This is a genomic window from Arthrobacter sp. StoSoilA2 (assembly GCF_019977195.1).
Taxonomy (GTDB): Bacteria; Actinomycetota; Actinomycetes; order Actinomycetales; family Micrococcaceae; genus Arthrobacter.
The window spans coordinates 72,729-87,589 of record NZ_AP024643.1 but is presented as its reverse complement, the minus strand read 5'-3'; the positions used below and the strand labels follow the sequence as shown (position 1 = coordinate 87,589).

Below are 14,861 nucleotides of genomic sequence, written 5' to 3'. Positions count from 1 at the left end.
ACACAAGAGTATCGAATCTGCGGTGCACGCCCAGGACGATAGTGTTGGAGCACCATGAGCGACTGGATCCTGTACGTGATTCTCGCTGGGGGCGTGGCGTTTGCCGTCTCCAGTTGGTGGGGTGTGCGCCGGTTGAGAGCCCGTCACATCAGGAGCGCGGTTCGGGAGGACACCCACAAGCCGGAGCCAGGGCACCAGAAGGTTGCGGTGATCCTCAACCCGGTGAAAAACAAGTCGCTCGAGGCCCGCCAAGCGATTATCGACGCCTGCGACCTCGCCGGTTGGGACAGCCCGAAGTTCTTTGAAACCACTGTGGAAGACCCTGGTTACGGGCAGTCGCGCCAAGCGCTGGAGTACGGGGCCGACGTCGTTCTTGCGTGCGGCGGCGACGGTACAGTGCGTGTGGTGGCTGAGTCGCTGGCGCATAAAGGCGTGGCGATGGGCCTCATTCCGCTGGGCACCGGCAACCTTCTGGCCCGCAACGTCGAACTGGACGTCACCGACATCGCCGACTGCATCCAGATCGCCCTCTTTGGGCACCAGCGCTTTATTGATACCGCAAGCATGGCCATAGACAACGGCATTACGGGAGAATCGTCCACCCATACATTCCTTGTGATCGCCGGTATGGGCCTGGACGCCGAGGTTGTGGGAGATACCAAGGAAGACCTGAAGAAGACCGTGGGTTGGCTGGCCTATACAGAGGCCGGAGTCCGGCATCTGCCCGGCCGCCGCAAGCGTGTCACCATCACCATGGATGACCAGCCGGAACAGGCCCGGAAAATCCGGAGTGTGCTTTTCGCCAATTGCGGCCTGATTCCTGGCGGCATCGATTTCATTCCGGAAGCCATGATCGACGACGGCATGCTGGACATCGTCGTCATGAGCCCGCGCAGCGCGTTCGGATGGATCGCGATGTACGCGAAGATCCTGTTCAAGCACAAACGGAATTTGCCGGTGATGAATTTCTATCGCTCCGGCAAGGTCACCATCCGCAGCCAGGAACCCATGGCGACTCAACTCGACGGCGACCCCGCGGGCGAGGCCACGGAGGTCACCGTCCAGGTCCAGCCGGGTTCGCTATTGGTGCGGGTACCGAAAGCTCAAACCCTCTAGACTGCACCCTTTTCGGGTTGGGCCGCATTTGCTGCGGCTGCTTCGGCCGCCGCCTTCGCCGCGGCCCGTGCCTCGGCCTGCTCACGGATCATCGCTTGTTCTTCTTCAAAACGGAGTCGATCCGCGCGGTCAGCTTCGTCGCCGTCCCAGTCGTCCTTGTTCTCGCCGGAAGGCTTGGGATTGACGATCATGCCTTGGCCGTCTTTGTCATCCCGGTGGACAGACATGACCGCTCCCTTCTTTTGGGCATTCATCCATCGTTTATGGATCAGGCAAGCATACGCACAGTTGCATCAACGCGAAAGGGGTTGAAGGTTCAATTATTTAGCGCTGGACCCAGCGCAGCCTAGCCCTTAAGAATCGATTGGACCCACGCATGAGCGGAGGCAAAGGCAGCGTCCGAAGTATGTGGGGCAACCACGGCAGCCTGCTTGTCGGCGCGCGCGTATGAGCCAAGGAAACGGGTTGCCGGGCTGATTCTGTGGAGGCCCGCCAAGGCATCAGCAACACGGGAATCCGACGCATGACCGTCGGCATCGATGCTGAAGAAGTAGTGGCCAAGGTACTGGCCGGTGGGGCGTGATTCGATCCGGCTCAGGTTGACCCCCCGCGAAGCGAACTGGTCAAGGATTTCCATGAGGGCACCGGGGTGGTCCTCCGGCAGCGGGACAACAACCGTTGTCTTATCCGCACCCGTGCGTTCGGGCAAGGGACCTGGACGGCTCACCAGGATAAAGCGGGTGACTGCATCCGGGTTGTCGCCGATGTTTTCGGCCAGAACGTTAAGCCCAGGCTGCTCCCCCGCAATCAACGGGGCGCAAATGGCGGCGTCGTAATGGGCGTCTCCTTCCAGGAGGCCCATGGCCGCTGCCGCGGTAGAGGAACCGGGGACGTAATCCGCGTTCGGAATATTTTCCTCCACCCAGAGGCGGCATTGGGCCCATGCGTGGCCGTGTGTGGAGATGCGCTTTATGTTGGCAAGCACGACGCCGGGCCTCGCCACGAGCACGAACGTGATAGGCACCAGGGCCTCGCGGATGATCCGGAGCTCTGGGCCGGTGGCAATGGCATCCAGGGTCGCAGTCACGCCACCCTCCACCGAGTTTTCGATGGGAACCATGGCAGCGTCCGCCTCACCGTTGCGAACCCGCTCGAGGGCCGTGTTTACGTTGGTGCAAGGAATGCGGGAGGCATCAGCGGCACCAGGGACCTGCATGAGGGCGGTCTCCGTGAACGTTCCCTCAGGGCCCAGGAACGTATAGGTCGGTGCTGACATTGAATATTCCTTGCTGGTTATATGCGCGGGTCGGGCTGCCGAAGGTTAGAGAACCACTGGCTTGAGACCGTTGTCCGACACCATTGGCCGGCCGGCTTCGAACCACATGTCCATCCCACCGGCCACGTTCACGGCAGAGTAGCCCTGGCCCACCAGCCACTGGACTACGCGGAAGGAACGGCCACCGGTACGGCAGATGACGAAGAGGTCGTCATCGGGATCAAGTTCATCCAAGCGGGCCGGCAGTTGGTCCATAGGGATATGCCGTGCGCCCTCAACGTGTCCGGCAACCCATTCATAGTCCTCGCGAACGTCCAGGATGCTGGCATCAGCCGGAATATCGCCCACAGGCACGGTTTCGAAGTCGCTCATGGCGGTTCCTTCCCATCGATTCAGATCATCATCCAGCCTAGTCGCAGCAGCCGCGAAGCGGGACGTCGCTTGCGCCCCGCGGTTGCGGCACTAAGACTGGGACGCAGAGACTCCGTTGAATCGGCTGTTAGGAGCAGGACCATGGCGGCTGGCCAACCCACCATCCTCGCAACATCCGGCGGTTACAAGCCTGGCAGCCGGACCCGCATCGAGTTCGACCACCTCATGCACTACGCCGTGGAGCTGTCCGGGGTGAGTGGGCGCGCACCCCGCGTGACCCACATCGGTACTGCATCAGGTGACCAACGCTGGTGGGCGGCAGAGATGGATCAGGCAGCCCGCATTGCCGGGTTTGATTTCGCTCATCTCAATCTCTTCACCATGCCCAATATTGAGGACCCTGAAGCTCATCTTTTGGAGCAGGACGTGGTGTGGGTCCACGGTGGTTCGGTGGTCAACCTGCTTGCCGTATGGCGGGCACACGGCCTCGATGGCATTTTGCGGAAGGCCTGGGAAAGCGGCGTGGTCCTGGCCGGGGTTTCCGCGGGTTCCATCTGTTGGTTCAAGAGCGGCGTGACGGATTCCTTCGGCCCTGAATTGCAGCCGGTTACGAATGCGCTTGGCTTCCTTCCCTACGCCAACGGCGTCCACTATGACTCCGAACCCCGCCGCGCTCCTGCCATCCACAAGCTCGTGGCCAACGGCACGCTGGGAGAGGCGCATTGCACGGACGACGGCGTGGGGCTGGTTTACCACGGCACCGAGCTGGTGGAGGTGGTGTCCGAAGTCAAGAACAAGGCCGCTTTCCGGGTCACTGCAGGTGCTGGTGAGAGCGTGGACGCCATCGCTGTGGAGGAACGGTTGGAGTCTCGTTTCCTTGGTTGATCTTTCCCTGCAGGCCCTCAACGCTGTGGCGCTTCGGGATGCCCTCGCGACCGGCGAGCTGTCGGCAAGGGACGCCACCGGCCATTTCCTGTCCGTCATCGAGGCCCGCAACAGGCACTTGGGCGCCTTCATTACCATTACCGCAGAGCAAGCGATGGCCGACGCCGGCACGGCGGACAACCTGCACGCGCAGCTCTCCCGCGCGCACCGCCTTTCCGAGTTGCCCCTCCTGCACGGCATGCCCCTCGCTTTCAAAGACCTCACGGACGTAGCCGGCGTTCCCACCACCCACGGCAGCGCCGCCCTGGAGCACAAACCCGCACCTGAGGATGGCGCCCTCGCAGCCACCCTGAAGGGCCAAGGCGTCATCTCGCTGGGCAAAACCCAGGTTCCGGAGTTCGGGCTCACCGCGTACAGCGAAAACCGCATCGCACCGCCGTCGCGCAATCCCCACTCCTTAAGCCGAAGTTCCGGAGGGTCTTCGGGCGGAAGCGCAGCGGCCGTGGCGGCTGGCATGGTTCCTTTCGCTCCCGGGACGGACGGCGGCGGTTCCATTCGGATTCCGGCAGGCGCCTGTGGCCTGGTGGGGCTCAAGCCGGGGCGCGGCATGGTGCCATCCGGAGCAAACGCGGGTGACGCAGCTAAATTGGTGGTCGCCGGACCGCTGGCACGTACGGCGGCGGACGCTGCCCTGCTGATGGACGCGCTGGTCCCCCGCGAACAAGCGCCCGACGGCGGTTATCTCGCCAACGTTGGCCAAGCGCCAACGCCACTGAAAGTGGGCGTGAGCCTGGATAGCCCGTGGGCCGGAGTCTTCCCTTTCGAGGTGGAACAGGAAGCATTGGACGGCCTTGCGCGGGGAATCAAGCTGCTTGAAGAGGCCGGCCACCGCGTCGCGGAAGCGGAGATCCGCTACGACAACCGCTACCCGGAGGCGTTCACCGCAGCCTGGACTGCCGGCGTCGGGAGCGCCCGGATAGCACCCCAGCGCGAGGCGCTCCTGACCCCGCTCACCCGGACGTTCCGTCGTCGTGCGCAGCAGCGCAGCGCGTTGAAGGTCAATGAGGCCCTCGTTTTCCTGCGGCAGTTCGAGCACGACACGATCGCGCAATATGCGCAGTGGGACGTCATCCTCATGCCCACGCTGGCTCAGACACCACGCCCGATCGGCTGGTTCACGGGCGGCGGCCACAGCAGTGAGCCCTGGCCCAGCGAATGGGCGGGCGACGCAGACGAGGATTACAGAAGACAATGCGAGTACGCGCCTTGGTCCTCCATGGTCAATGTGTGTGGATTGCCGGCGATCAGCATCCCCGTCAATGTGACAACGAGCGGCCTTCCGATGGGCATCCAGGTGATCGGTAAACCCGGTTCTGAACTGCAGCTTCTTCAGCTCGCGGCGGTTTTGGAGGCCTTTCAGTAAGCGGGCTTGGGTGGTTGTCTACCATATGGAAAGTGGTTGCCACGGGCATCCATCGATGTGACAATGCCCGCAGTCAATGCCAGCATTGAGGAAATGAGCACACCTCTAACCACGGCTACGCCCCAAAAACCATCGGGCGATACGTCATTCTTCGGCCACCCAAAGATGCTGGCCAGCCTCTTCTCCGTGGAGATGTGGGAGCGATTCTCCTTCTACGGCATGCAGGGCATCCTGCTTTACTACATGTACTTCAGCGCCGAGCAGGGCGGGTTGTCGATCGACAAGGGCCTCGCCGCTGGCTTGGTTGGCGCTTATGGCGGCGGCGTCTACCTGTCCACCATCCTGGGCGCATGGCTCGCAGACCGTATCTTCGGTTCCGAAAAGGTCCTCTTCGGCTCGGCCCTCATGATCATGGCGGGCCACATTGCCCTGGCTCTCCTGCCCGGTATTCCCGGACTGATCGCCGGCCTTGTTTTGGTGGGCATCGGATCCGGCGGCCTGAAAGCCAATGCCACCGCGCTGGTTGGCAGCCTGTACGGCGAGAAGGACGAGCGCCGCGACGCCGGCTTCTCCATCTTCTACATGGGCATCAACATCGGCGGACTCATCGGCCCCCTGGTCACAGGCTGGCTCCAGGAGAGCAACGGCTTCCACTGGGGCTTCGGCGCAGCAGCCGTGGGCATGGCGATCGGCCTTGTCATCTACTCGCTGGGCCGCAGCAAGCTCCCCGAGGAAGCCCACCGCGTTCCCAACCCGCTCCCGGCTGCTGACCGCACACGGTATGGGCTGATTTTCCTGGGCATCCTCGTGATCATAGGAGTACTGCTCGGCACGGGCACGGTTAACGCCGACAACCTGGCTCGCAGCATGGCTTACGCTGCCATCGGTGCCTCAGTGATCTACCTTTTCCTGATCTTCCGCAGCGCCAAAGTCACAGGCCTGGAGCGCAAACGCGTGCTGGCGTTCATCCCGCTGTACATCGCATCGGCCGCCTTCTGGGCCCTGTTCCAGCAGCAGTTCACCTTCATTGCCGTGTACTCCGAAGAGAAACTGGATCGCAACCTGTTCGGCTGGGAAATGCCGGCGGCCTGGGTCCAGTCCATCAACCCGGTGTTCATCATCATCTTCGCCGGCGTCATGGCAGCCCTGTGGACCAAGCTGGGCACCAAACAGCCAAGTTCCCCGCTGAAATTCTCTGCAGGTCTGCTCATCATGGGGCTGGCCTTCCTCTGCTTCATCCCGCTGGCTGGCGACGGCAAGACCCCGCTGCTGGCGCTTGTGGGAATCCTGTTCCTCTTTACACTGGCAGAACTCTTCCTCTCCCCCATTGGCCTGTCCGTGAGCACCAAGCTCGCCCCGCAGGCTTTCCACACCCAAATGGTGGCGCTGTTCTTCCTGTCCGTCTCACTGGGCACCACGCTGGCAGGCATCCTTGCCGGCCTCTACAACCCCGACGACGAACTCCCGTACTTCCTGGGCATTGGCGGCGTGGCTGTGGTGTTGGCTATGGCACTCGCTGCTGGATCCCCGGCTATCAAGAAGCTGATGGGCGGCGTGCGGTAGCTGGCGGCGGGTGACCGATCCAGTTTGCGCTTAACAACGACGACGACCCTTACCTTCGGTGGGAATCCCACCTGACGTAAGGGTCGCCGTCGTACGCGTTTGCTTGGTAGCGGCAGCTGCTGCCTAGTAGTTATACCTGCTGGAAGCCCCGATCGCAGCAAAGAAGAAGATCAAGACGACCACCGTGATCGCCACGCCGACGTAACCCATGATCAGGCCGGCAATCGCCATGCCCTTGCCCGCCGGTTCGCGGTTGAGGGCAAGATGGCCAAGGATCACAGCGGCGATCTGCGGCAGGATGAAGAACCCAAAGCCAACAAATGTGGCAATGCCGCAGCACATGCTCGCGATGCTCAGGCCCTTGGGCTGCGTGGGCATGGCGTAATACGCGGGCTGGCCGTAAGGGTTCTGCTGGCCATAGGGCTGCTGCTGGTACGGGGCTTGGTTGTACGGGCTCTGGTTGTATTGGCCTTGGTTGTATTGGCTCTGGTTATAGGGGCTGGGGGGCTGGCCATACGGCGATGGGCCCGGCTGGCTGTAATCACCGGGCGTGTACGAGCCCTGGCTGGATACACCCTGATTGGCGCCGCTCTGGCCGCCGCCGCTCTGGCTGGCGGGGCTCTGGCTGGCGCCGCCCTGGCTTGTGGGCGGCAGCGGCTGCGTGTAGAAGTCGTCCTGGCCCTGGGCGTTCTGCGTGTAGGCGCCCTGATCGTACGGCGGAAGCGGCTGAGTCTGTGAGGTCTGCTCCGGCGCGCTGAATTCGGCCGGCGGGATGTACTGCGGCGGTTCGTAGCCCGCCGGTTTGTCCTCGTTGCCCTTGGATGGTTGATCTGACATGGGAATCCCCCTCGCTAAGTCCTTGTTTCCCACCCTACCGCCGCCACGTGCGCCGCATAAGGCGACCCGCTTTCCGGTTCCGCCCAGTCTCGGGGCATGCGTCCCGGGGTGTCGGAACGGGCGACGGGGCGGAATCCTCCCACTAAAGCCGCCGCTCGTAAACGCGAGGTAAATCTTTGGCTCATCCGGCGCCACATCGCCGCCATTCTGCGTCACAGGGGCCGGATCGCGGGACATTTCCTGTCAGGGGGCGCGGTGGTCTGGCATGCTGGACGACATGGCTAGCCGAGCGGGCACAGTTGCCCTTCCCCAGGACCTTGTTGACATCACAGCCCTGCTGGACGCGTACTTCGACGTCACCCCTGATTTGGGCGATCCCGCGCAACGCGTAGCGTTTGGAACGTCGGGCCACCGCGGATCCAGCTTGAAGTCGTCGTTTAACGAGCCGCACATCCTCGCGATCACGCAGGCAATCGTTGAATACCGCGGCCGCCAGGGCATCACCGGGCCGCTATTCATCGGGCGCGACACCCACGCCCTGAGCGAACCCGCGCAGAACTCCGCACTGGAGGTACTGGCCGCCAACGGCGTGACCGTCCTGGTGGACGCCCGCCACGGTTACACCCCGACGCCGGCGCTGAGCCACGCAATCCTCAAGTACAACCGCGAAGCCGCACCGGGCACACCCCAGGCTGACGGCATCGTGGTCACCCCCAGCCACAACCCGCCCGGCGACGGTGGTTTCAAGTACAACCCCCCGCATGGCGGACCGGCCGACACCGACGCCACAGGTTGGATCGCCGAACGCGCCAACCAGCTCCTTGAGAACGGCCTCCGCGGCGTCAAGCGCATTCCGTTGAATGATGCTTTGAACGCGGACACCACCGGAAAGTTCGACTTCCTCAGCAGCTACGTTGATGATCTCCCATCCGTCCTGGACCTTGACGCCATCCGCAATGCCGGTGTCCGCATCGGCGCCGATCCCATGGGCGGTGCGTCCGTTGATTACTGGGGCGAGATCGGTGAGCGCCACCAGCTCAACCTGACGGTCGTGAACCCCACCGTGGACCCACAGTGGGCTTTCATGACCCTGGACTGGGACGAGAAGATCCGCATGGACTGCTCCTCGCCTTCCGCGATGGCCTCGCTCATCAAGCGCATGTCACTGGGTGCGGATGGTACCGCCGCCTACGACGTCGCCACGGGTAACGACGCCGACGCCGACCGCCACGGCATCGTCACGCCGGACGGTGGACTCATGAACCCGAACCACTACCTCGCCGTCGCCATCGATTACTTGTATCGCAACCGCAGCGGCTGGAATCCCGAATCCGTGGTCGGCAAGACGCTGGTTTCGTCCTCGATCATCGACCGCGTAGCTGCAGGGCTCGGCCGCAAGCTGGTTGAAGTTCCCGTCGGCTTCAAGTGGTTCGTGCCGGGCCTGCTCTCCGGCGAGGGCGCGTTCGGTGGCGAGGAATCGGCCGGCGCCTCCTTTAACAAGCGCGACGGCAGTGTGTGGACCACGGACAAAGACGGCATCCTGCTGGCCCTGCTGGCCTCGGAAATCACGGCCGTCACGGGTAAATCCCCGTCGCAGCTGTACAAGGGACTCACGGACCAGTTCGGCGCACCCGTCTACGCCCGAATCGATGCCGCTGCCACGCGCGAGCAGAAGGCCAAGCTGGGTAAGCTCTCCGCCGCGGACGTTACCGCTACTTCCCTTGCCGGCGAAGACATCACCGCCAAGCTCACGGAAGCTCCCGGCAATGGAGCTTCAATCGGCGGCCTGAAGGTTGTTACCGAGAACGCATGGTTTGCGGCCCGCCCCTCCGGCACCGAGGACGTCTACAAGATCTACGCCGAGTCCTTCAAGGGCGCAGATCACCTGGCCAAGGTGCAGGAGGAAGCCAAGGCTTTGGTGGATGGGGTAATTGCGTAGCCTCTGATTCGCGCCCTTAGGCGGTTTGCGAGTCCTCAGCGTCTGCGGCGTCCTGCGTCCAGAGCTTGAGGATGCGTCGGATGGTGTGGTTGCCTTCCGGCGCCATGTCCACCAGTGCCACCTGGTCAAGCACGACGACGTCTCCCGGCTTTGGGCGCTTCCCGTCGTGATGCGAGATGTGCGGCCGGTATCGTTCGAGGACGTAGTTCGGCGTAGCGATGCGCCCGCCCACGCTGACCACGGCGTCGAAAAGTTCCTCGTGCAGGCCCTGGAGCAGCGGGTTTTGTTCCACCAAGCTCACGGGAATCGACCCCATGTGGCCGAAGCCCGCTTCTTCGCCAATGATCAGTGGCGTTCCGAGCGCTCCCTGGACGGGTGCTTCGGCCAAGTCAGCGAGGACACTGGCGACGTCGGCACTCACGTCAGTTCCGACGTCGAACCTTAACAACGTGATGTGAAGCGGCCAGTCGCTGCGCGGAAACACCAGCCCTGGCCGCACGGGCTCCGTAAATGCCACCCAGATGAGGTTCCGCATAGGCATAGTTTGCCACTCAGCGGGTCAGAACTGACGGGATCTGCGAGAGGGATGCCGAAAAAGCCGCAGGAAGTGAGAGAACATCCAAACCCCCGGATCCTCGCTCACATCGTGGCCATTAAACGCCGATGCTCTCGCACATCATGGCGTGCGAGAGCATCGGCGGAACAACAGGAAAGACTAAACGGTGCGAACAACCTCTTCGTAGGCGAACTTCGGCTTTGCTTCGCCCCAGGCGTCCGGGCCGGGCTGGCCGATGTTGACCACCAGGAAGCTCTTCTGGTCGCCGGCAGGGAAGAACTCGGCGTCAATGGCAGCGAAATCAGCGCCGGTCATCGGGCCGGCCGCAAAACCGAGCGAGCGCACGGCGAGAATGAAGTAGCCAGCCTGCAAGTGGGCGTTGTTGTTGCCAGTGGTTGCCGCGAATGCGGGGTCGGCGTCGTACATGGCCTTGGGGGCGCCGTAGGCGGGGAGGAACTTGTCCCACTGACCCTGCCAATCGGTGTCGTAGGACAGGATGGCGACCAGCGGAGCCGAGGCGGTTTTGGCCTGGTTGCCCTTGGAGAGCGCGTCAACCAGTTTGGCGCGGGCCTCGTCCGAGCGGACGTAGGTCACGCGGAGGGGCTGGGAGTTGAAGGCGGTGGGGCCAAACTTGGTGAGCTCGTAGATGGCGCGGGCCTGCTCGTCGGTGACCTCACCGGCAAAGCTGTTCGCGGTACGGGCTTCGGCAAAAATGGCGTCGACTGCTGCGGCGTCAATGACTGCTTCTTCGTGGGCGATCGTCATTTGTGAACCTTTCGCTGGGCCCTTGCCTTGGGGGCGGCTGGGCACTTCTGCTTTCCATGGTTGCAACTTCAAGTTCCCTTGTCCTCTTCCCATGACGGCCCGTGACGTTGCGCACAGTCATTCACTGGGTAGCATCAGGGATACACGCTGCATCGCTTGGGGGACATGCCGTCTCGTCAAGCCGAAGGAACGACTTGAAGGGTCCCCATGCCAACCGTCCCTCTCGCGGCCGTTCGACGGATGCCGGCTGTTCTTGTCCTGCTGCTCCTGACTTTTATCCTGCCAACCGCGCAGGCCTGGGCATCGGCCCAGCAGCCCGACGTCAAGGATTCCGGGTCGCGGTTCTTTGGAGCACTGCTGAACTGGGACAAGGACTCAGCAGCTGACTTCGCCCAAAGATTGGGTGACCCCGCGGCCCTGTACGGGCAGAACGTAGCCCTTCCCATGGATGAAGGCGGCCGCGCCTACCTGAAGGCGTACTTCTCACAAGTCGCAGACCAAGGCTCCCATGCACTGCTCACGGTCCAGCCCGGGATCGATTTGAAGGACATCAGTGAGGAGGTCGCCACAGATTTTGGACGTCAAGTCACGACGGCGGCGGCGGGCTTCCGGGGGAAAGTCTTCGTCCGCTTCGCGCCGGACATGAACGCCCCGTGGGTTCGTTGGGGGCAGGAACCTGAGGCATACCGGGCGGCGTTTGGCACAGTAGCTTCAGCACTGCGGGCCAGCCTGACTGATCCTGTGATGGTTTGGTCGCCTACCGCGGAAAGGGACTACCCGTTCCGGGATGCAACATCTACTCCTCCCAAGGGCGTTCCGCTGGGCTCAGTGGACACCAGCGGAAACGGGATTTGGGATCGGGACGACTCCGCGTTTTCGCCGTACTATCCCGGCGACGAGGCCGTTGACTGGGCCGGCCTGTCCGTTTATCACGACTCGACGGGCGCCGGAACAGCCAGCAACACCGTCCCCGCAACGGGCGAATTCAACGACGCACTGCACGCTTCCGGCGCTGGAACCAGCAACGAAGATTTCTATGCCAACTTCGGTGAAGCCCGGAGCAAACCGATCCTTGTTGAAACCGGCGCCTTTTACTCGCCAGGGGCGGGGGGTGCCGCCGAGCTCGACGTGAAACAGACGTGGTGGCAACAGGTCTTCACCGCGGTTGGGGAGCCCCGAAACGCCGACGTCCGTGCTGTGGTCTGGAACGAAACTACTGATGTTCGCAGTCAGGGACAGGTGCCCATTGACTGGCGGGTCACCGCAGAATCCTCACTATCGACCCCCTTTCGTACTGCTTTGGATGCTTCGGGCCTCGCGACAGGACCTGTCACGGAGAAGGGCCTTGTGGATGTGCCGGGTGTCGAGGTTCCTCAGCCGAAGACTGGAACTGTCATCCAGGGATGGGCGGCGTGGGCGTCCGCCGGCTCTGTATTGGTGGCCGTCGCGGCTTTGTGGATGCTGTCATCCCGGGCATTTGCCAGCAAATGGGCCTACAGCGGTACCAGTAAGCGTGATGCGCGGATCGACATGCTCAGGGGCCTGGCAATCGTGTTCGTTGTGGTCAACCACGTAGGCATCAACTCCGTGTTCCAGGTGCTCAGCCAAGAGACCCTGGGAGTTGTTTCCGGCGCGGAATTGTTCGTCATGCTCTCGGGTGTTGTCCTGGGCATGGTCTACGGGCCAAGGATCGCCGCCGAATTGGGAGAGGTGGTGGACGGGACATCCAAGCGCGCCGGGAAACTCTACTTCACCGCCCTTGCTGTGGTCCTGATCGTGTACGTGCTGAGTTTGCTTCCGTTCATCAACGCCGCGGCAGTCACCACGTTCACCGATCAAGGAACGGGCGCAGCCGGGCGAGCGGCCGCCGGTACAACCTATGACCTGTATGCCGGCATGGAAGGGTTGCTGCAGTTCCCGGTGCCGCAAGGCCTGATCCCCGCCCTGCTGCTGTTGCAAGTAGGCCCTTGGCAGTTCAACATCATGGGCCTTTACGTCATCCTCTTGCTGATCAGCCCTCTGATCCTAGTGGCGCTGTCCCGCGGTTTCACTTGGCTGGTCCTCACGCTCAGCCTGGGCCTCTACGTCGCCGGATCAATTTTCCGGTTCCGGCTGCTTCCCTCGCAGTTCGAGGACTCGTTCCCTTTTCTGGTCTGGCAGCTCTTGTTCGTAGTCGGGATGACGGCCGGGTTTTATCGGCATCAGATCATCGCGTGGTTCGCTGCTCCGCGGCAACGCCTGCTCCTCGGTGTTTGTATTTTCCTGGCAGCCGCATGTGCGTTGTTCTCGTGGAGCGGTCCGTATCTGACCAACCAGTTGGATGTTCGGCTCGCACTTATCCCGGAAAGCACGTTCCGGTACATCTACGACTCCTTCTTCGGCCGCACGTACCTTGGGCCAGGGCGCGTGCTCAACGTCATCCTCATCACCATCGCTTTGTATTCAATGCTGAGCGCTTTCTGGAAGCCGTTGTTCCGCGCTGTGGGCTGGTTCTTCATTCCGCTGGGCCAAGCGACCCTGTACGTGTTCATCATGCACGTCTTCTTCATCGTGGCGATCGCCAACATCCCGGCGCTGCGAGATGGAAATCTCTGGCTGAACACGGCCGTCTACATTGCCCTGCTCGCGACACTCTGGGTGATGGTCAAAACAAAGTTCCTCTTCCAGGTGGTCCCCCGGTAAACCTGAACGCAGTGTGGAGGGCGCCGCTATTGGCCCCACAATGGCGGTAATGTTGCACCGAATCCCAAATACTCTTCTGAGGAAGGCCCCGCCATGAGCATGCTCGGCAACAAATGGAAGCTCCACGGCAACGGGAAGTCCATCCGGCCCGGCCACGTAGTCTCGCCCGATGAGCGGCTTGCCTGGCCCCTCACTATTGGCATCGGCATGCAGCACGTCGTGGCGATGTTCGGCGCGACGTTCCTGGTTCCGATCATTACCGGCATGCCGCCCGCCACCACCTTGCTCTTCTCAGGCCTTGGCACGCTGCTTTTCCTCATCATCACCAAGGGCCGCGTGCCCAGCTACCTGGGTTCGAGCTTCGCGTTCATCGCACCGATCCTGGCGTCGCAGCAGCAGTACGGCGTTAGTGGCGCGCTGGGCGGCGTGGTGCTTGCCGGCGTCGTGCTGGCGCTTATTGGGGCGATCGTCCAGAAGTTTGGTGCCGAATGGATCAACCGGCTCATGCCGCCGATCGTCACCGGTGCGATTGTGGCGTTGATCGGCCTGAACCTCGCGCCTGCAGCGAAGAACAACTTCGACGCCGCGCCGGTCACCGCGCTGGTAACCCTGGTGACGATCATCCTGGTCAGCGTCCTCTTCCGCGGAATCCTGGGGCGCCTAAGCATCCTGGTGGGCGTTGTGGTGGGTTATCTCGTGGCGATGATGCGCGGCGAGGTCAGCTACGAAAAGATGGACGCGGCCGCGTGGGTGGGCCTGCCCCTGTTCCAGACGCCCGAATTCCACCTCGGCGTTGTGGGCTTGTTCGTGCCGGTGGTGCTGGTGCTGGTGGCCGAGAACGTGGGCCACGTAAAGTCGGTGGCCGCGATGACCGGTCAAAACCTCGACGGCGTCTCCGGCCGCGCGCTGATGGCTGACGGCGCCGCGACCGTACTTGCCGGCCTGGGCGGCGGTTCCGGTACGACAACCTACGCGGAAAACATTGGCGTCATGGCCGCCACCAAGGTCTACTCGACGGCGGCCTACTGGGTGGCCGGTATCTTCGCCATCCTGCTGAGCTTCTCTCCGAAATTCGGCGAGCTGATCGCGACCGTCCCACCCGGCGTACTCGGCGGCGCCGCGACCATGCTGTACGGCATGATCGGCGTGCTCGGCGTGAAGATCTGGGTCCAGAACAAGGTCAACTTCTCCAATCCGATCAACCTGACGACCGCCGCTGTTGCCCTGATTATCGGTATTGCGGATTACACGTGGACTATTGGCGAGCTGAAGTTCACGGGCATTGCTTTGGGGTCTGCTGCGGCGCTGGTGATTTACCACGGCATGAAGGGCCTGGCCCGTTGGCGCGGGACCGTGGCTGAACCGGAAATGGAGACGGCGGGCCTGCCGCCTGCCGTGAAGTCCGCGATGAACGCTGCGGCGAAGAGGACCGGGAAGAAGAAATAGG

13 protein-coding genes are annotated in these 14,861 nt (G+C 62.7%); 7 read left to right on the top strand and 6 right to left on the bottom strand.

Annotation, left to right across the window (positions count from 1 at the left end; genetic code table 11):
• The first annotated feature begins 54 nt into the window (after window positions 1-54).
• Window positions 55-1,116, top strand: coding sequence for a diacylglycerol kinase family protein (locus LDN82_RS00425; protein ID WP_224094573.1), 1,062 nt, complete (start codon window positions 55-57; stop codon window positions 1,114-1,116).
• Here LDN82_RS00425 and LDN82_RS00420 read toward each other — a convergent pair.
• The 3 genes from LDN82_RS00420 to LDN82_RS00410 all read right to left on the bottom strand — a co-directional run bounded on the left by LDN82_RS00420 (window position 1,113) and on the right by LDN82_RS00410 (window position 2,764).
• Window positions 1,113-1,343, bottom strand: coding sequence for a hypothetical protein (locus LDN82_RS00420; RefSeq protein WP_216924263.1), 231 nt, complete (start codon window positions 1,341-1,343; stop codon window positions 1,113-1,115). The two genes, LDN82_RS00425 and LDN82_RS00420, sit on opposite strands and share 4 nt — an antisense overlap.
• A 119-nt stretch (window positions 1,344-1,462) precedes the next feature.
• Window positions 1,463-2,392 carry a prephenate dehydratase gene (pheA, locus tag LDN82_RS00415; protein WP_224165981.1) on the bottom strand — a complete coding sequence of 310 codons (930 nt, stop codon included), beginning with the start codon at window positions 2,390-2,392 and terminating at the stop codon, window positions 1,463-1,465.
• 45 nt (window positions 2,393-2,437) lie between these two features.
• A complete protein-coding gene (locus tag LDN82_RS00410) occupies window positions 2,438-2,764 on the bottom strand; it encodes a rhodanese-like domain-containing protein (protein ID WP_224094571.1) in 327 nt (108 codons plus the stop codon).
• A 141-nt stretch (window positions 2,765-2,905) separates the two neighbouring features.
• Between LDN82_RS00410 and LDN82_RS00405 the strand changes: the two genes are divergently transcribed.
• The 3 genes from LDN82_RS00405 to LDN82_RS00395 all read left to right on the top strand — a co-directional run bounded on the left by LDN82_RS00405 (window position 2,906) and on the right by LDN82_RS00395 (window position 6,635).
• A complete protein-coding gene (locus tag LDN82_RS00405) occupies window positions 2,906-3,649 on the top strand; it encodes a peptidase E (protein ID WP_224165980.1) in 744 nt (247 codons plus the stop codon).
• Window positions 3,642-5,072 carry an amidase gene (locus LDN82_RS00400; RefSeq protein ID WP_224165979.1) on the top strand — a complete coding sequence of 477 codons (1,431 nt, stop codon included), beginning with the start codon at window positions 3,642-3,644 and terminating at the stop codon, window positions 5,070-5,072. The genes LDN82_RS00405 and LDN82_RS00400 overlap by 8 nt, the downstream gene beginning before the upstream one ends.
• Window positions 5,073-5,135: 63 nt before the next feature.
• Window positions 5,136-6,635, top strand: coding sequence for a peptide MFS transporter (locus LDN82_RS00395; RefSeq protein ID WP_224167605.1), 1,500 nt, complete (start codon window positions 5,136-5,138; stop codon window positions 6,633-6,635).
• 123 nt (window positions 6,636-6,758) lie between these two features.
• Here LDN82_RS00395 and LDN82_RS00390 read toward each other — a convergent pair whose 3' ends face one another.
• Window positions 6,759-7,472, bottom strand: a complete 714-nt coding sequence (locus tag LDN82_RS00390) for a DUF4190 domain-containing protein (protein WP_224165978.1) — start codon at window positions 7,470-7,472, stop codon at window positions 6,759-6,761.
• Window positions 7,473-7,749: 277 nt separating this feature from the next.
• On the opposite strand from LDN82_RS00390, the gene pgm reads away from it, so the two are divergent.
• A complete protein-coding gene (pgm, locus tag LDN82_RS00385; protein ID WP_224165977.1) occupies window positions 7,750-9,411 on the top strand; it encodes a phosphoglucomutase (alpha-D-glucose-1,6-bisphosphate-dependent) in 1,662 nt (553 codons plus the stop codon).
• Between the two features lie 16 nt (window positions 9,412-9,427).
• Here the strand turns inward: pgm and LDN82_RS00380 are convergent, their stop codons facing one another.
• On the bottom strand, window positions 9,428-9,946 hold the full coding sequence (locus LDN82_RS00380; protein WP_224167604.1) for a 2'-5' RNA ligase family protein: 519 nt from the start codon (window positions 9,944-9,946) through the stop codon (window positions 9,428-9,430).
• Between the two features lie 180 nt (window positions 9,947-10,126).
• Complete coding sequence (locus LDN82_RS00375) at window positions 10,127-10,732, bottom strand: malonic semialdehyde reductase (RefSeq protein WP_224094562.1); 606 nt, start codon at window positions 10,730-10,732, stop codon at window positions 10,127-10,129.
• Window positions 10,733-10,939: 207 nt separating this feature from the next.
• Here LDN82_RS00375 and opgC point away from each other — a divergent pair, with 207 nt between their 5' ends.
• Together opgC and LDN82_RS00365 are read left to right on the top strand one after the other, a co-directional pair.
• A complete protein-coding gene (opgC, locus tag LDN82_RS00370) occupies window positions 10,940-13,414 on the top strand; it encodes an OpgC domain-containing protein (protein ID WP_224165976.1) in 2,475 nt (824 codons plus the stop codon).
• 93 nt (window positions 13,415-13,507) lie between these two features.
• Entirely contained in the window at window positions 13,508-14,860 is a 1,353-nt protein-coding gene (locus LDN82_RS00365) for a solute carrier family 23 protein (RefSeq protein WP_224165975.1), read from the top strand.
• Window position 14,861 lies beyond the last annotated feature (1 nt).